At 45.0% G+C, this 16580-nt stretch carries 15 protein-coding genes; 5 read left to right on the forward strand and 10 right to left on the reverse strand.

The window, feature by feature from the left end; translation table 11 throughout:
- Positions 1–25: 25 nt before the first annotated feature.
- Complete coding sequence (locus B3850_RS08205) at positions 26–1195, reverse strand: hypothetical protein (protein ID WP_286873796.1); 1170 nt, start codon at positions 1193–1195, stop codon at positions 26–28.
- Positions 1196–1320: 125 nt separating this feature from the next.
- Here B3850_RS08205 and B3850_RS08210 point away from each other — a divergent pair, with 125 nt between their 5' ends.
- Positions 1321–1575, forward strand: a complete 255-nt coding sequence (locus tag B3850_RS08210; RefSeq protein WP_286873799.1) for a hypothetical protein — start codon at positions 1321–1323, stop codon at positions 1573–1575.
- Between the two features lie 19 nt (positions 1576–1594).
- Here B3850_RS08210 and B3850_RS08215 read toward each other — a convergent pair whose 3' ends face one another.
- Complete coding sequence (locus B3850_RS08215; RefSeq protein WP_286873801.1) at positions 1595–2248, reverse strand: HEPN domain-containing protein; 654 nt, start codon at positions 2246–2248, stop codon at positions 1595–1597.
- Positions 2249–2410: 162 nt separating this feature from the next.
- Here B3850_RS08215 and B3850_RS08220 point away from each other — a divergent pair, with 162 nt between their 5' ends.
- A complete protein-coding gene (locus B3850_RS08220) occupies positions 2411–3427 on the forward strand; it encodes a hypothetical protein (RefSeq protein ID WP_286873804.1) in 1017 nt (338 codons plus the stop codon).
- A gap of 24 nt (positions 3428–3451) precedes the next feature.
- Here the strand turns inward: B3850_RS08220 and B3850_RS08225 are convergent, their stop codons facing one another.
- Genes B3850_RS08225 through B3850_RS08235 form a run of 3 tightly spaced genes read right to left on the reverse strand, consistent with a single transcriptional unit; the run spans position 3452 to position 7262 of the window.
- Positions 3452–4558: a DUF2201 family putative metallopeptidase gene (locus B3850_RS08225; RefSeq protein WP_286873805.1), complete on the reverse strand. Its 1107-nt coding sequence runs from the start codon at positions 4556–4558 to the stop codon at positions 3452–3454.
- The gene (locus B3850_RS08230; RefSeq protein WP_286873807.1) at positions 4555–5673 is read right to left on the reverse strand and encodes an ATP-binding protein; all 1119 of its coding nucleotides are present in this window, start codon (positions 5671–5673) and stop codon (positions 4555–4557) included. Before B3850_RS08230 ends, B3850_RS08225 begins: the two co-directional genes overlap by 4 nt.
- The gene (locus B3850_RS08235; RefSeq protein ID WP_286911624.1) at positions 5670–7262 is read right to left on the reverse strand and encodes a hypothetical protein; all 1593 of its coding nucleotides are present in this window, start codon (positions 7260–7262) and stop codon (positions 5670–5672) included. The genes B3850_RS08230 and B3850_RS08235 overlap by 4 nt, the downstream gene beginning before the upstream one ends.
- Positions 7263–7423: 161 nt before the next feature.
- Here B3850_RS08235 and B3850_RS08240 point away from each other — a divergent pair, with 161 nt between their 5' ends.
- A complete protein-coding gene (locus B3850_RS08240; RefSeq protein ID WP_286873814.1) occupies positions 7424–9016 on the forward strand; it encodes an AAA family ATPase in 1593 nt (530 codons plus the stop codon).
- Here B3850_RS08240 and B3850_RS08245 read toward each other — a convergent pair.
- Positions 9005–10161 (reverse strand): IS3 family transposase gene (locus tag B3850_RS08245; RefSeq protein WP_414653518.1). Its coding sequence is split into 2 segments (ribosomal slippage): positions 9005–9927 and positions 9927–10161, totalling 1158 coding nucleotides; the frame shifts between segments, so codons are not numbered across the junction. The two genes, B3850_RS08240 and B3850_RS08245, sit on opposite strands and share 12 nt — an antisense overlap.
- A 395-nt stretch (positions 10162–10556) precedes the next feature.
- Here B3850_RS08245 and B3850_RS08250 point away from each other — a divergent pair.
- A complete protein-coding gene (locus B3850_RS08250) occupies positions 10557–10796 on the forward strand; it encodes a hypothetical protein (protein ID WP_286873822.1) in 240 nt (79 codons plus the stop codon).
- Positions 10797–11123: 327 nt separating this feature from the next.
- Positions 11124–12047 carry a metallophosphoesterase gene (locus B3850_RS08255; protein WP_286873825.1) on the forward strand — a complete coding sequence of 308 codons (924 nt, stop codon included), beginning with the start codon at positions 11124–11126 and terminating at the stop codon, positions 12045–12047.
- A gap of 4 nt (positions 12048–12051) precedes the next feature.
- Here B3850_RS08255 and B3850_RS08260 read toward each other — a convergent pair whose 3' ends face one another.
- From B3850_RS08260 to B3850_RS08275, 4 genes are all read right to left on the reverse strand, one after another.
- The gene (locus B3850_RS08260) at positions 12052–13065 is read right to left on the reverse strand and encodes a helix-turn-helix transcriptional regulator (RefSeq protein ID WP_286873828.1); all 1014 of its coding nucleotides are present in this window, start codon (positions 13063–13065) and stop codon (positions 12052–12054) included.
- A gap of 128 nt (positions 13066–13193) precedes the next feature.
- Positions 13194–14246: an HlyD family secretion protein gene (locus tag B3850_RS08265; RefSeq protein ID WP_286873830.1), complete on the reverse strand. Its 1053-nt coding sequence runs from the start codon at positions 14244–14246 to the stop codon at positions 13194–13196.
- Positions 14246–15574, reverse strand: a complete 1329-nt coding sequence (locus tag B3850_RS08270) for a glycosyltransferase family 2 protein (RefSeq protein ID WP_286873832.1) — start codon at positions 15572–15574, stop codon at positions 14246–14248. The genes B3850_RS08265 and B3850_RS08270 overlap by 1 nt, the downstream gene beginning before the upstream one ends.
- Positions 15571–16554 carry a hypothetical protein gene (locus tag B3850_RS08275; RefSeq protein ID WP_286873834.1) on the reverse strand — a complete coding sequence of 328 codons (984 nt, stop codon included), beginning with the start codon at positions 16552–16554 and terminating at the stop codon, positions 15571–15573. The genes B3850_RS08270 and B3850_RS08275 overlap by 4 nt, the downstream gene beginning before the upstream one ends.
- Positions 16555–16580: the final 26 nt, after the last annotated feature.

The raw sequence follows: 16580 nt of genomic DNA on the forward strand, positions 1-16580 counted from the left end.
TTTGGGCTCCCCGTCGAATTAAAATTCAAAGTGTTATACCGCCATTTCTTGCCTTAATTAAAATAGCCGCATTTTCGAAAAGCCCCATAAGATCTGTTTTATTTTCCATATAAATATCTTTTGAAAGCTTTAATCTAGCCGGCAAAGGGTCACGTATAAGTTGCAAAGAAAGTTTCTTTACATCTCGGGCAGCAGCTTCAGTCTTGATAAGAAAAGTTTTATGTCTATCCTGCCATTGAATCGTGGCGAAATTTTGATGTTCTACCTTATTCTCAGCCTCCCAGAAAACCCGCAACCGCAAGTCTCCCTTGCCTGTTTTGGTATAGTGAATTTCAACACACTCCTTCTCTTCGAAGTGTGAAATCAATTTATCAATAAACTCTGAAGCCCACTCCTCAGTACTTTCTAGTTTTGCTTCAAATGGGTTAATGACTGCTTCTTGACTATCAACCTTATCAACTAAACCATCATCTGACTGCAATTGAATGCTCTTTCCTAAATCATCACCTACCAACTCACTCAAACGTCGTTCACAATCTCTAACTAATAATCCCAAATCAACATTCGTTAAACCTGACCCATTATTTTCTGCCGTATTGCAGGGCAACGAGTAATCTTGCAGTAGTTCAGATTCAGCAGCAGATACTAGCTGTCTTATCTTTTTAGTCGACACTGGCTCATCGGGTTCTGCGACACGTATATAGGTAAATTTAAAACGCTCTAAGGTGGTATTATCTAATGAACAAAAGTCACCCCACTTGTCATACGCGAAGTTGATTCTCCGAGCGGTTGTTTGACAACCTCTATCTGCGTTTAGTAGGCTTTCTTCTGTGCCCCCCAATGCTCTAACTATCGCGCTTTTAGGTGCCATATCAATCGACTGTTTGAGCGCTCGCTTAGATACGGAGAGCCTCTTACCTCTCAACGTTAACGAGGCTATATGCTTGCTCCAGCGAAGGTTTATAACATTGCCTGCAAACGGAGCGTGCTTCACCCCCATATACTTTCCTAGATAGATGGGCTTACCATCAAAGGAGACAATATAGATGCCTGGACCGACAAATGCCGATTTATTTTTTACTATCGAATAAAACTGTAGATTAAAAAAACTAGGCAATCCTGGGATGGGTTTAACCTGTCTAAAAGAAAAAATCTCATTCGCTTTGTAGTTTTTAGTTTTGACATTCAGTTGCATCGCTTTCCTCTGGCACTATCAATCTCTAATTTCACTCACTAACTTCGAATGTGAACGCTAAGTGCGACACGTAGCGTCGTAGTAGCAGATTAAAGTTTAACCTCACATTAAGTTGGAGGTGCTTTATGGACATCGTTTTTACAGTAATTGTCAGTTTAATCGCCATCGGCTTCGTCGTAATGTGGATTGAATTTGCCCTTACCCGACCGCTGACAGTTATTTCCATGTTAGTGCTTGCTCTACTTGTCTCACCGAATGGTAACTATGTCGGCACGGCCCTAACCTTTCTCATCCTTAGCTGGCTGTTCACGACTAAAGCCGGGTTAATCCACGTAGGCGGTTTTTTGCTTGGCTTTATTTGGAGTAATCGCCAAAAGTAACTCGCACCAAAGGAGCAAGCTACTCAACATAATAAGCCGCACTCCCCCACACTTCGGTGCCTTTAGCCATCATTAAATCGATAATAACCGGAACAACGGCACCCAAGAGTTTGCAGCCATCTTTTACTTGGTCTCGGTTTACGCTGCTAGCGTAGGTCGCCCCGCCGTGCAGAATTTGGTTTCTCAGGGTGTACAAGCGATCCATGATAATGCTCAAAATAGTTACGGTATCTTGCTGGCCAAGTGCTTCATTAGCACGTCGTTTAGCGGCATTAAAACGATCTTCCCAGTCATTACCGCGGTCTTCGTAGTTAATGTTGTCCCAGAAAGGTTGGAATACGAATTCGTTGCTAATAAGAGAGCGAATGGCGCCGTTATAATGAGTCCACACCAAATTATACAGTCTATTTTCGCTATCGCTTTGAACTAAACGCTCAAAAAACTGGCCGTATATTTCGCGTTCGGTGTCGCTACTTTGTGCGGCGTAGTTGCTGGTATAGGCGGCATTAAAGGCAATCCATAAAAACACGAATTCGCCGTCGGTATCGCCATTTCCTCGCTCAATTTCAGCCTTCTGTAACCAACTGAGTGCGCGGTGAATACGCAAGTTAGCGCCCTGGGTCCAGGTATCTCGATGCTTGCGCTGATGAGCCTTTAGCGAATCGTAGTCCATTACTGTTAACCGTCCTAGTGTGCAGAATCTATACAGTTACAGTAAAGAATATCGGTGCTGGTGTAAAGACAGCGAATGCACTGATAAGCACGCTCCTACCGCGACACATTCTGTCGTACTAGTATGGCAGGATAGTCAGCGTTAAATATGAAGGAGAATATTATGACGCTTACCACCACCCATAATCGCCTATTCGATAATGACTTAGTTGCCACGCTAATTAAGCACACCGAGCAAGGTCTGCGTAAGAATACTCCAAACCTCATTGGAGCAGCTGACTTTATAGTCAAAAGCCACCTTAATCCCAACCATTACGCCATGCCTATTCTGCAGGCATCGCCGGAGTGGATTCAGGAACAACTGAGTAATGAAAATTATCATCAGCTTGAGCAGCAACTCGCTTTTGAAAACACACGAACACCACTCGGTATGGTGCGCGTTATGGTCCGTACGCATTTAAATCGTCAATATGTGCGTCATGTGGTGCGCGGCGCTAGCGACCAAACCTTAACGCCTCGCGTCATGAAGACTTTTGAGCAAGAAATGGATTTTGCAAAGCTTACTGACGCTCATGCTTATGCTGAACATTGGCAAAAGGTTGTTGATAAAAACCCTGGTCTCTATGACGACATTGATCGTTCGGCAATTGCCATGCTACCCAAACTCAAAGGGGGACATTGGCAGGCGTCTAATGTAGTTGCCAATAAACTGGGCATGGATGATGCCTGGGCCAAAGTCTTGACCGGTATTTACACGGGGCTTGTGTATTTAAACGACGCCTACAATTTTAACCCAGAGAAGCTATGGGCTGACATGGACGCAACGGTCGGTAACGCAAAAGCCGCTAAAAAATTAGCAAAGGCATTTCAAAAACATATTCATCAATATGGCGACGCGTTATCAGGTAGCTTTTTAGCCGACTTAGGACATACTGAGTTTGTAAAACCCGACACTCACGTCATTTCTGCCGTAGCCGCTCTTAAGGAGCAAGAAACCGTTTCTCCACAAGCGGCAATTGAGTACGTCTATCAGCTCAGTGAGGAGCTTAACGTACCGCCACGTTTAATTGACAAAGTATTTTATCTCGGTGGCTCGGGCCAGTTCTATTTGTACAACATAAAAATGAAGCACAAGAACACTTTTAAAAAGGAATTTTTAGAGCGCTTGCGGGCGCTTTAACGAGAGCTCGCGTCAGGACGCGAGCTACGTGCTTATGGTCGCCACCTCACCCCAGGGAATACGGTCATTTCCAGCCGTTTCCGGCAACACCCAAAGCAGCGGCGTTTGTGGCGGCTTTGTAGGTATTTCCGCGCAGCCGTCAGTGAAGTATATCAGGGCATTTGTGGGATGTTTATCGACGTAATCTAAGACCGGTTTAAACGCCGTTCCACCAAAGCCTTTTGCGGTAAAACTGTCGGCATTCAATGGCGAGTCTGGCGTAAAGGTATCGATGTGCTGAATTCGACGATCGCACTGCAGCACCGTCACCCGGTAATCCTGAAACGCGGCCAGTAAATGCGATAACTGCTGTAAAAACACCGCCAATTCATCCGAACAGCTGCCACTGGTATCTAAAGCGACCGTCAGTTCAATAAAGTCACTGCGTTGACGAGGTAAATACAAGCCTCGATGAATGTGCCGCCGAGACGGTGGCAGCCATTGCCGCTCCCCGATTAATTGTCGCTGCACAAAGCGTTGTAATAAATGCTGCCATGGTAAGCTTGGGCTGACCACCTGCTCTAATTGCTTCTTGACGTTTCCCGGCAATGAGCTCCAATGCGCGGCATTCGCCAACTTCGCCTGCTGCACGTATTCACGCCAACGTTGTTGCTGCTCACTATTTATAGGTAAGTGCGTATCTAGCACGCCCTGCTCTGGTTTTTCTTCATCAACCATTAACCGAGGGTAAATCTGCTCTGCGCTCAGTTCCTTATACTCATAACGATACAAGGCTTGCGGCGGCACAAAACCCAGCAGTTGTTTAACAATACTATTAACTTCGTAGTCAACCGCCCTATTCCAACGTTGATGCTCTCTACCTTGCTGCCTAGAAAAATGTCCCATCACGCAGTGCCATACCTCATGACACAGTACGAACTGGCGTGTTTTGTCATCAATACGATTGGCAAAGTCGACGTTAAAAAACACGCTCCGCCCATCTGTAGCGGCAGTTGGAATGTCATTTCCTTTCACCGCGTTTAATTGCAGGCGCAACGACAATGCCGCAGTAAACGGCTGTTGTAACAGCAAAAGGCCCCGGTCGCGTTCAAGTTGATTAACCAACGACGTCTCATTAAAACGCTCACTCATAGGCTGCCTTCAAACTCGAGCGCTTGAGCAAATTGTTGACCGTGCTGCTCTGTCCATTGCTCATAACGCGGGTGTGAAAACACCTTTTCTGCACGCTTTTCGTCCAGGCCGTTTTCGTTACGTAAAATATCTAGCATCAACAGCGTTGCAAAATCGGAGCTTAACTTGTCGCTAATATCAAAAAGTCTATCCAGCAGCTGCATTTTGCGGCGAACATGAAACGCCACAGCGGCACAAAATGCGTATAAAGCGTCCGTCCGCTCGGGAATACTTACTGGAATACGCCCAGCTAACATCGCCTGCACATCCGGCAGCTCAGCCTGTACGTCTAAAAAACCAAAAAATGGCAAAGCAGCACCGTCGCCTATTAATCCGGAAACCATAATACGCAGCTGTTTATCGCTTAACTGAAGCTGCTCGCGCTGTTTCAGCAGTTTTGCAACACGCTCCCACGAGCGCGGGCTCGGCCAACCACGTTCAGTGTTACCTTCCATATTAAAAAAGTGCTGTGGCGCAAATTTCAAAAAGCCGATAACCGGGCTCGGGTAGCCCTGTTGCTGTGCCCAACTACACCACTGTTGAACATCCGGCTGCAGCTCTAAATGGCAAAACCGATTCGCTAACGCACTTGAAAAGCTGTATGCCACCGCTCGGTCGGTTAAACGGTTACCGGCTCCTATCACTAACCAGCCCGGTGGTAGTTCGTATAAGTCACCTAAGCGACGATCTAAAATAATTTCGTAAGCCGCTGCCTGCAACATACGGTCGGCCGCGCTTAGTTCATCAAATAAAATAATGCCTTTGCTGTTTGGGTCACGGGGCCACTCGCCGGCCAACAGCCAGTCGACATGGTCGTCTTTCGGCACTGGCAGCCCCCGTAAATCAATAGGCTCGCGTTGCGCTAAGCGAATATCAATAAAATCAATACCTTGCTCTTCGCATAGCTCGCGAACAACTGTGCTTTTACCGACGCCGGGAGCGCCCCAAAGCATGAGTGGGGCAATATCTTTGGCGTTATCAGGAGACTGCCATAGCAATCGCAATTGTGTTTCAACCAAAGCTTTAACGTCACTGGGCGTGCACCCGTACTGTGCTTCTGAAGTCACTAAACTCATGAGAAAACTCCTTGTTTTTGCAGTCCGCTTCCGTCTTCTTTACGAGAAACACCCGCGGCAGAGCCTAAAGCAATTGCCATATACTGTGTGCGTTGCTCCGGGAGCCTATTAGCCAAGTGCAGAGCGACTTTTCGGGTTACCTGAGGAGCAGTCTGCAACAGCTTTTGAGCAATGCGCTGACGCTCAGTTTTTGCATTAATCAATAAAAATTTAATACAAGCCAGCTGGGTTAATTTATTCAGTTTCGGCAGAGCTATGAGCAGTCTTCGTTGTAGCTTTGGCAGCAGCTTTAACGTTCCCGATGTATCAAAAACACCTTGGCGAATGGCCTGCAGCATAACCTTACGCAGCGCTTTTTGTTCATTTTTATAGCTGGTTGCGTTTTCCAAAAGGGTCATAACCAAAGCGTAAAACGATACGATATTGTCGATATAACGGTTATTGGCATGACCTAACTTTTCTTCCACAGCCGGGCAGCCTCTATTAATGAGCAACCTCCATAGCGCCATATATTTCAGCCAGCCCTCCACCTGCCTATCAGCGGTAAACAGCTCACGCAGACTACCCCGCATTAGTTTGCCAAGCACACTAGCTATGTCATCGTCATAATCGGTACTCTGCTTTGCCAGCGCCAATAGCAAACAGACACCATGAAAGCGGGTCGATGGACGGAAACAACGTCGCAGTGCGCTAAGCATGTTTCCTACGGCTTGCACCTGCTCATCGCCTTCAGTATTTTCTATAACGTCGAACAAGCGCGTTAACGTTGACTCATTAATGTCAGGAAAAACATCAGTCTGAAAGTAATGCGATGCATGGTTCTCAACCTGCATGTAATCGGGTACATAGGTATTTTTAATACGCACCATGCCGCGTAAAGTCAGCAGATGGGCATCATCAATAGCTAAACGCTCTATACGGCAACTGACCAACTCAATGGTATTCCAGCTGCCACCAATGTGTATCTGATTCTTCCCGCATTCCGTAAGGCGCAAGCGCTCGCTCTCTCCCTTAATGCAGCGCAAGTTTTGGCAGTCACGGGCGCATACCGAAGCTGGCTTTACGCTGTCGAACGTCACTTTTTCAATTCCCTGTAACGCAACTAAACTGACCTGCGCCGGCGTACGAAGTTGTAATTGTTTGGGAATCTTACTGTCTCGGCGCGCATGAATGACCAGTAGGCTCGTTGGTTCGAGGCTTTCAAGCAGTTGACGTTTTTTATCAACGCTATCGACCGGGCAAATAACCACTTGTTTAAGCGCCTTCGTTTGACTGTGCAAATAGCCGCCACCGTCATAGCAATAGTCAAAATGCTCAATATTGCCATGAATATTCAGCAAGTTATGGTTATCACTTAAATCAAGGTGCAGTACCCAGGAGTCTTGTGTTAACTGCAGCTGCTGCAACTTCGGCGTTGTGCGCAGTTGTAAGTATTTCCGTTTAACTGGGGTGTCGCTCTTGTCAGACAGGCGAAGTGTTTCGGTATTCGGTAGGTTATTCACTTCCAGCCATTGCGCGTTCGAAATGTCTACGTTAATGGCTTTACAAAGATAGTTCTGGACCACTAGGCCCGAGGTTTTATCCTGCATTCATAGCCTCCTTTGTTAGGACACTATGGTTGCATAATACTGCGACAGTTTATGTCGTATTGATTATCTAACTCACCCACTCCAATCACTATGCCCCTCTGCGACACCAGATGTCGCACCCTAAACCTAACATAGCCTCATCAATAAAAAGTGAGGTGTATATGACAACATTAACGAATTCGACTCCAGCATTACCCAAACTTCCCATTTCATTTGAGCAAAGTGAAGAAAATACATTCGAGTTTTTCTGGGCGCCATTGAGCTTTTTCTTATTAGCACGATGTTACAACTTGAGCGGTAACGAACAGCGACGGGCGGGTTTAATTGAAAAACTTGAGAATGCAGTCAGCCTTTACGAACTGCCTGCTAACACCGTTGAAAAAGTAACCGAGTTTAGCAACAGCAATACCGACTGGCGTATTCGAGTTCCTGAAATAACTGGCGTTAGAGCGCTACAGCGACAATTAAACCTCTCTGAAGACGAGTATCGCTGGGTTGCATTTGCTTACTTATTTAGCGCCTCGCAAGTTATGGAGGTAATACTTAACTTCATTTACCGCGAGTTTTCTGCACAAGCGGAGCTAGACATTATCAGTAAGTTAATTGGAGTGAATCCAAAGACCATCAAAGAACTAACAAAAGACGATTCTACCATTGTAAAAATGTACCTTGCCGGATCACCAGATTCGTATATCAGCTCAGTCAGCGATAGATTCAGAATGGTTTCATTTGTCGTCGACAGTATTAACCAATGCCAATCGGTTAACGAGGATATATTGTCCAGTTTTCTAACTCCTTGCTCTACCTCAACGTTGAAATTAAACGATTTTGAGTATTTAGGAAATAAACTGACGTTATTAAAAAACTGCGTAAAACAGGCGACGTTAGGTAACACGCAACCGATGAGTATTTTATTTGTTGGTCCCCCTGGCACCGGCAAAACAGAATTGGCAAAGGCATTAGCAGAGTATGCCGATGCTTGCCTGTTTGATGTGCACGTCATTAATGACGATGAATATGACAATACCAATACGTATCGTCTGTCACGGTTTTCTCGTATGAACGCCTTGTTAAGCGGCTCACCAAGAAACCATATTTTATTTGATGAAGTGGAAGACGTTTTAGTCGAAAAGAAAACCCAGGAGAAACGCAAAGGCTGGATAAACCAACTTTTGGAAAGGCGTGAGACAACCTCATACTGGATCTGCAACGAAACGCGTTTTTTCGACTCGGCATTCCTGCGCCGCTTTGACTACGTACTGCAAATGCCCGAGGTCAACTTTTCAACCGCCGTTAAGTTATTACAGCAAGCCTTTAAAAAGAAGGCTGCAAGCCAGCAAACCATAAAAAATTTAGCAGCCTTTAAGGTAAAAACCCCGGCCTCCATCGCTCAAATGAGACTGCTCACTAACCGGTTACAGGACAGCAGCCTGTCCATAGATGACATTATTAGCCTTAACTACCCGGATCTACCCAATGTTTACAGCAAAGAGCTCGGCCAGTTTGAGTTTTCACATGCTCCAGTAGAATGTGCTCTACCCAAGCAACGTATTGAAACGTTTTGCACCCAGGGTGACAGTATTCGTTTGCTTATTAGCGGTGTGACAGGCTCAGGAAAAACCGCTTTAGCTCGATACCTCTGTTATGACTGTAACGGCGGCATGTATTTTGCGGATTCTGCAACGCTTATACACCCAAATCCTATTGTGTTTGAAGATTGCCTTATAAGAATTGAATCGCCACTAGTTCACTAGACACTCAGTAGCCGTTTTTTCAAAACGTTTTTCATACTCTACCGGCGATAACTGATCATTGGAACTGTGCCGGCGTTTTGAGTTGTAAAACATCTCAATGTAGTCAAATACATCTCGTCGAGCTTCGGCTCGGTTTGAATATATTTTCCGCTTAATACGCTCTCTTTTAAGTAGCTGGAAAAAACTCTCAGCAACAGCATTGTCATGACAATTTCCACGGCGACTCATGCTGCCTTCCAGATTGTTGCTCCTTAGGAAGGAGCTCCAGTCATGGCTTGTATATTGGCTTCCTTGATCGGAGTGCACCACTACTTTCTGTTTAGGCTTTCGTCGCCATATGGCCATGAGTAGCGCATCAAGAACTAACTCTTTTGTCATTCGTTGCTGCATTGACCATCCAATGACCCGTCGCGAGAACAAGTCAACAACCACCGCTAAGTAGAGCCAGCCTTCATGGGTTTTAATGTAGGTGACATCGGTTACCCAGGCCTGGTTAGGCTGCTCAGTATTAAACACCCGGTTTAATCTATTAGGCGTAACGATATGAGAGACACCACCACGGTGGCGAGGCTTACGATAACCAACCTGAGCCTTAAGCTGGCTTAGTTTCATCAACCGGTGAACTCGATTGATACCAATCCGCTCTCCATATTCGCACAAATCGCTGTGGATTTTTCGATAACCGTAGACGCCACCAGATTCTAACCAGAATTGCTTAATAAGGCCTGTCTGGCGAATATCGCGCTTTTGTCGACGCGAGCAAGGCTCTTTGCGCCACGCATAATAACCGCTTGGATGGACGTCCAGTAAGCGGCATAACTTACGTATCGGCCAACAGTCCTTGTGATGCTTAATAAAGGCGTACCTTAGTCGGACTGCTTCGCGAAGTACGCCGCGGCTTTTTTTAATATGTCACGCTCTTCAGTGACACGCTGTAATTCTTTTCTTAAGCGCTTTAGCTCAGCCTGCTCTTCGGTTTGAGCAGCGTGTTTTTCTGCTTCTGGACCGTACTTCTTAACCCAGGCATATAAACTATGAACGGAAACATCGAGCCGTCTTGAAACGTCAGCAACAGAATAACCTTTATCGGTAATTTGCCGGACAGCTTCGATTTTAAATTCTTCAGGGTATCGGTTGTTACTCATAAGCACCTCTTTTATGCCATTATCTATGGCTATGAGGTGTCTAGCAAATCAGTGGCGATTCAGTCATTTAAAATCATATTGCATTTCGCATGATAGTCCCTTATCTGCATAGATTTCATTATTATTAGCTTCTTGTACGTTATTGCCTACATTACCAGACGGATATTGAAAATGGCACTATCAAATTTGTTAGTCATTCACTAAATTAGCATTTCAATTAAGCAGCCTCCCTGCCCACTCACCTCCTCTGTGATGTCCATGCTTAGTACATTAGCCTCAAACTGCGACAGTTTGGGTCGCACCTAAAATCAACCGTTTTGTAGCGCGACGTAATATGACGCACGCACCCATACACTATAAGCATAGCTATTAAGAAATCATAAAAGGAAAGACTTATGTTCTGGAGCTGGTTTGGTATCACTATGCTGCTGGCTTTTATCTTTAGTAGTAGCACTTTGGCGTATTTAGCCGGCGGTGTTTTAATTACCGCTAATATCTTGCCCTCATACAAAAGCTACGTTAGCAAGCAGGGTATAAACAAAAACTATACAGGAATAAAAATGGAGTACCGCGGCTTAGTCATTGTCAGCATTGTTACAACCAGTTTCGGCTTATGGTGGCTGCTTTCTAAATAACCTGTCCACTTGCGACACGTTATGTCGCACGTAAACTTTATTATTGTCCTGTGTTAAGCAATCAAGGACGCTATGCAAACCATAATGCCAAACTCCCCAACGTTTTCAGAAACTATTACCGTCGGTTCATTCGATTACAAGTTGTATTACAACGGGCGTGACTTTGAGCTCGCGTAAATTAATAGACTCATTGCCAAGCGCTTGCATCGGTATCTTAACCATCTGTACGATATTGAATTCACGCCCAAGGGCGCTATTTTTTATTACGATAAAAAACCGAAGCACCAGCGCAATAATTTACCGTTACCGAAATAAATAAGGACATACATGTACGACATTATTGGAGACATTCACGGACAGGCTGACAAGCTTGAAGCATTGCTCAGCAATATGGGTTATGAGGAAGTGAACGGTGTGTACCAACACTCAGAGCGCACATTAATTTCGGTGGGCGACTTAGTCGACCGAGGACCACAGCAGCGTCGCTCTGTCGATATTATCCGCCGCATGGTTGAAAGCGGTAACGCCCTTTGCATTATGGGCAACCACGAATTTAATGCGGTGGCCTGGGCTACTGAGGACCACAAAGGCAGCTACCTGCGCGAGCACTCTCAGAAAAACTTCGAGCAGCACGAGGCCTTTTTAAAAGAAGCTGAACAAGACCCTACCTGGTACGCTAACACCATCGCTTGGTTTAAAACCTTGCCCATGTATTTAGACTTACCCAATTTACGTGTGGTGCATGCCTGCTGGCATCGGCCGTCTCTAGAGGTATTAGCGAATTATGCGACCAACGGTGTATTGCACGAAAACGCTTGGGTGCTCGCTAACACCAAGCATCATGAACTGTTCAATGCCATCGAGATGCTATGCAAAGGTTGGGAAGTCACACTACCGGAAGGCTACTCGTTTTTAGATAAAAGCGGGCACCCGCGCACTGAAATTCGTACTCGCTGGTGGCGCGAGGCACATCCGCATTATCGCGAACTGGCCATTGGTGTAGACGACATTAACAACCTGCCCGACGCTGAAATTCCCGGGGCTGCCATGCCCGGTTACGACAACAAAAAGCCGCTGTTTATTGGTCACTACTGGATGCAGGGCAAACCCTGCGTACAAACCGACCACATTGCCTGTGTTGACTGGTCGGCAGGCAAAGACGGCCCTATGGTCGGCTACCGGCTAAACGGACAGCCGCTAAGTAATGCTCAGTTTTTTACGTCAGAAAGCGTTGAAGCAATGTATTTCTGACGCATTACCGGTTATAAGCCGCCAGCGTCTCTTTAAGCTCTTCTACTATGCTGTCGCGAAAGCTTTCGGGCGCAAGCACTTCAATTTGTGCACCCATAGACTTCACCCACCAGTGCAGTTGCCATGAGTCGATAACGGTTGCCGTCAGTATATTAGTTTCGCCGTCGGCCGTTATTTGCTGGTCGTCACTAAGCGGTGTTTCGGTTAAGTGCATGGCTAAGTTGTCGTTAATGCGTGCTTTTAATGTAAAAGTGTTGCCGTCAGAGAATTGTAAAGCGCCCTTTTCTAAGTACCCTTTTAAGGTAAAGCCTTCTGGAATTTTAGTCTGCTTGTCGTCACGCGGCGTTGCGTCATGCATTCTATGTAGGGCGAATAAAAGCGGGTCGTCATAAGGGTCAACACAGGCCACTAAATAGGTACTGACGCCTCGCTGAACAATAGCCAGCGGATGCAAGGTATAAGTTTTAGTTGCGTCGGGTTGTGACCCTGGCTGATAAACCACGTCAACGCATTGGTTGTGCAGCAAAGCCAACTGTACGTTATTAAGCACGCTGTCGTTAATAGAAGGGGAAAGCTGCTGCAAGGTTGCTGGTACATAGGCTACTTTGCTTTTCCAGGAGCCTAAAGAAGCACCCTGATGCAATTTCGCTAACTTGTCCTTAGCCTGATTCAGCCGTGGTGCAATGGATTTTAACACGGTGTTAGGCACTAACGGGCTTAGCACCTTTTCAACCATAGTTAAGGACAGCGCCTCGGCGGCAGAAATGGCCGGCATGTCAGCACCGGCACCTTCCATCCAATGCCAACCGTAGGGTTTGCCTTTGTCGTTACATTCCAACGCAAATGACTGCGACAGCTGGTCTAAGTCGCGTTCGACCTGGCGTTTAGACACGTCAAAGCCTTCGTCATTGAGCTGTTGGCAAATGTCTCTTGCCGTCATGCCCGGTGGCCGTGTCGGCAAGAATTTCAGTAATTCCCACTGTCTCAGTAACGTTTGTCGTGAGCCTTGTGATGACATCGCAAGCTCCTTTTGCAATTAACAATAGGTTTTAGCCTACCAGAAAGTACTAAAGGTAACATTCACAAAACCACGCCTACGCAATTATTCAGATCCCTTACTCTTCACAGGGTGCGGTTGCTACTAAATCACCAATAATCAAAATAAATTTCTACTGGTAGCCCTTCAATCGCTGTACTTAAAGCGGAGTCTGGTTCCAAAGTTACTTTTAGCACTGCTGTTTTATTATCAAATGGACCAACAAGAACCGGCGGTAATTTTTGTGTTAATTGAGGTGGTTCGGTGACTTTAGCTCTAATTTCATCACCGTTGGGTAATTCTACCGTTGCTTTATTACCAACTTTTGTATATTCAAAATACTTAGCCTCTAAATACGCAAAGATAACTGGCTCCTTGTTTCCTGAAACTAAAGCAACCGTTTGGTTATCTTGTACATACTCTCCAGGCTTTACTAAAACATCTATTACTTTCCCCTCCTTCAAACTGTGAATATTTAGTTTTTCCTGCCGTGCTTTTAAACTTGCTAACTGCCGCTCAAGTTCTTGACGACGTTGAGTGACTGTACCAGCTACAGATGACTCTTTTAACTCTTGCTGAACCTGTAAGCGATTTGCTTTCGCACTCTCGTAAGTTATTTTGCTTTCTGTTACAGACCTTAAAATAACCGCCATTTCATGGGTTGGTATAACACCTGAGCGTTTAAAGTCCTGATAGATAGCCAGAAACTCTTCCTGGTCAGACACTCCCTGCTCCGCAACATTAATTTGTTTTTCTAGCTGTTGCAGTATTCGCTCGTTATAACTCTCCCCACCTGAAGATAAAGTTGCCAGTACTTCTTCAATTTTTCTTATTTCGACAGTCAACTCTTCAGACGCCAGTTGAACTAGTGACGTATTTTTTGCAACCGTCTCCCCTCTTCCAACATTAACCGCCTTTACATGAGCAGCATAAGGCGCTTTCAGCTGTATCGGATCAGTTGTTATTACGCCCTCTGACAGAATAAAAATATGCGGCTTAGCTATAAGCCAAGCGATAACAAGTAGCGGAATGACAAACAAAGCAAGCAACAAATACCAACGCCAGCGGTATCCAACTCTTTTCGCTGGCGCGTAGCCAAGCTTCACCCCTTTATCAACGTCTGGATTATTTTTCTTATCGGAAACACCAAAATTTATTTTCATTAAAATTTACCACCACGTTTGAATACCCACCAAGGTGCCATTGCACTCTCCTGGTGTGAGCGCCTAACCAGCTCATTCACAAGTGCAAAAATTGCGATTCCTCGCATAAAGAAGGAATAGAAAGGGAAAATAATGAGCAACGGAAATAACTGTAAGTCTTCTCTAACTCGCTCTGATAACGCAACCAATGTAAAAATATAAAAAAACATCAGAACTAATACATAAATAATGTAAACGGCCACAAAAATACTAAAAGCTACGGTTATCGGTAATGTTAAAAACAAATAGGCTGTATAACCAATTACAACAAATGGAATGACAACATTCTGAATCCAGCCGTAGAGCAACGTAAATAAATAATGCTTTAAACCAACAAGCTTGGTAGAAAAAGAGGACCAGTGTTTTCTAAAGAAAATAAAGAACAAGTCACCATCCCAACGAAGCCGCTGCTTTATTAAATCTTTCCAAGACGTTGGTACATCTGTTTTTGCAATAGCCAAAGGTTCAAACGGTATGCGCCATTCTGGGTGACGTTTCTGATACTGTTTTAATCTTATTGTTAAGTCTAAGTCTTCAGCGCTGTGTGTCGTCCAACCACCGACCCGCTTTAAAACCGAGCGCCGAAATGCACCGAACGCCCCGGAAATATTGGTTTGTAAGTTCCATTCTGCCAACCCAGTCTTGCTTGCCTGCATTGACAACAAATATTCGATACTTTGAAATTTAGCAACCAACGAGCCCCCTGCATTTCTGACTCTAATAGCGCCGCTGGTTGCAGGTACATTAGGGTCTTCAAAATGTGGCGCTATACGTGCAATCATGTCGTTATCAAAAGAGGTATCACCGTCTAGTGCCATGACAATCTCGCCTGAGGCAATATCAAGACCCGCATTACAACTTGATACCCGACCACCACGCTGCCATTTTGGTAAAACCAGAATATTTCTATTCTCTTTTAACTTTTCTCGAGAGGCAGCTATTGCAGCTTGGTACGTTTCCTTATTTTTAGCTGCCCCATCGACAACCAAAATTATTTCTATATCGCCAGGATAAGTTTGCTCAGCTAATGACCGAGCTGTTAAAGCAACTGACTCGCCCTCCGAATAGCAGGTGACAATGCAAGAAACTTTAGGTTTGTAAAAGCTGAGTTCATTGTGCTTAGTCATTTGCTGATAGTGGTATTTTAATATACCTGTCACTATCAATATTACGAGCGGAGCTTCATAAAGAATAAACACTGGAATTAACCCAAATGCCCCAAGAAAGTCTGTCGATGCCTGATGAAAGGTGTCTATCAGCAAATAAAGTATGCTATTGACTTCACTCATAACAGCTTAGGTTCAGTAGAATTTAAAGTATCAGTTAACCAGGCTCCTGCATTACTCCCAACACTCCCTGGTAACTCAACAACTTTAACTTCTAGCTCCAAGAATTGGTCGTGTTGTTGATTTTTAACGCTTTCAAGTTTCTCCATAACAACACCAAGCTGAGTTGACTTTGTCATAGGTAAAAGCATTAACAGGTTGCCATCAGCATCGTTACAACACGCATCCGTCATTCGAACAACGCTTTGGAGTCGCTCTTTTATTGCATCTAACCTCAGCATACCTTCCACTTCACCTTTTTCGCTGAGAAACTCTGATAAATTACTGGCCGCTAAAGAAATAATGCAATGGTTAACGCTATGCCGCTGGGCCAGTCTGTCTAACCATCCGACTAACCAATAAAATTGCGATATTGGCATGTTCTCGCCAACTTCAGGCGTAAAGTTAATATGTTCAATACCTTGGCGTGCAATGGTCTGTCCAAACGAGCTTAGGCAGTAACTATGAATATTTTTTATATGAAGTTTGTCTACTGGATTGGATACATGACAATGCAAACACTGCGCGACAACGGAAGACTCACTGAATAAATTGTCACAGGAGCGGCACTTTTGTGTTTCTATGGGGCGATCATAGTCAACCCCCAAATGACGCAGTCGCGCCATACAGTTCGGACAGCTAATTGCAGAGCTTGTTTTAAATGTTTCCTCGCCGCCAACATGCCCGCAACTAAAACAGTGCAAGCTACTTTGGTTGTGAGTATCGATGCTTTCACATTTGGGGCAAACATCAATATAGTTTAAGTGACCAGAGTGGCAACTTGCGCAGTAACGAACGCGATTTTTTAAGCTGTCTTTAGCTATCCAGTCGTTATTTTGAAGACTGGACAAAAATCGCCCGGTTTCCTCGGGTTCTAAGCCAAAAGCGCTAAGCAAAGGGTAGCTAAAGATATAACTTTTAGATGGCTCAATTTTCGGCTGTATCGTTGAGAGTGTTCAATATTCTGTGT

Source organism: Idiomarina sp. UBA4520, assembly GCF_002388365.1.
Classification (GTDB): Bacteria; Pseudomonadota; Gammaproteobacteria; order Enterobacterales; family Alteromonadaceae; genus Idiomarina; species Idiomarina zobellii.

Coding starts and splice junctions, on each gene's coding strand:
- B3850_RS08205 (WP_286873796.1), bottom strand. CDS start 1,195: ATGCAACTGAATGTCAAAACTAAAAACTACAAAGCGAATGAGATTTTT.
- B3850_RS08210 (WP_286873799.1), top strand. CDS start 1,321: ATGGACATCGTTTTTACAGTAATTGTCAGTTTAATCGCCATCGGCTTC.
- B3850_RS08215 (WP_286873801.1), bottom strand. CDS start 2,248: ATGGACTACGATTCGCTAAAGGCTCATCAGCGCAAGCATCGAGATACC.
- B3850_RS08220 (WP_286873804.1), top strand. CDS start 2,411: ATGACGCTTACCACCACCCATAATCGCCTATTCGATAATGACTTAGTT.
- B3850_RS08225 (WP_286873805.1), bottom strand. CDS start 4,558: ATGAGTGAGCGTTTTAATGAGACGTCGTTGGTTAATCAACTTGAACGC.
- B3850_RS08230 (WP_286873807.1), bottom strand. CDS start 5,673: ATGAGTTTAGTGACTTCAGAAGCACAGTACGGGTGCACGCCCAGTGAC.
- B3850_RS08235 (WP_286911624.1), bottom strand. CDS start 7,262: ATGCAGGATAAAACCTCGGGCCTAGTGGTCCAGAACTATCTTTGTAAA.
- B3850_RS08240 (WP_286873814.1), top strand. CDS start 7,424: ATGACAACATTAACGAATTCGACTCCAGCATTACCCAAACTTCCCATT.
- B3850_RS08250 (WP_286873822.1), top strand. CDS start 10,557: ATGTTCTGGAGCTGGTTTGGTATCACTATGCTGCTGGCTTTTATCTTT.
- B3850_RS08255 (WP_286873825.1), top strand. CDS start 11,124: ATGTACGACATTATTGGAGACATTCACGGACAGGCTGACAAGCTTGAA.
- B3850_RS08260 (WP_286873828.1), bottom strand. CDS start 13,065: ATGTCATCACAAGGCTCACGACAAACGTTACTGAGACAGTGGGAATTA.
- B3850_RS08265 (WP_286873830.1), bottom strand. CDS start 14,246: ATGAAAATAAATTTTGGTGTTTCCGATAAGAAAAATAATCCAGACGTT.
- B3850_RS08270 (WP_286873832.1), bottom strand. CDS start 15,574: ATGAGTGAAGTCAATAGCATACTTTATTTGCTGATAGACACCTTTCAT.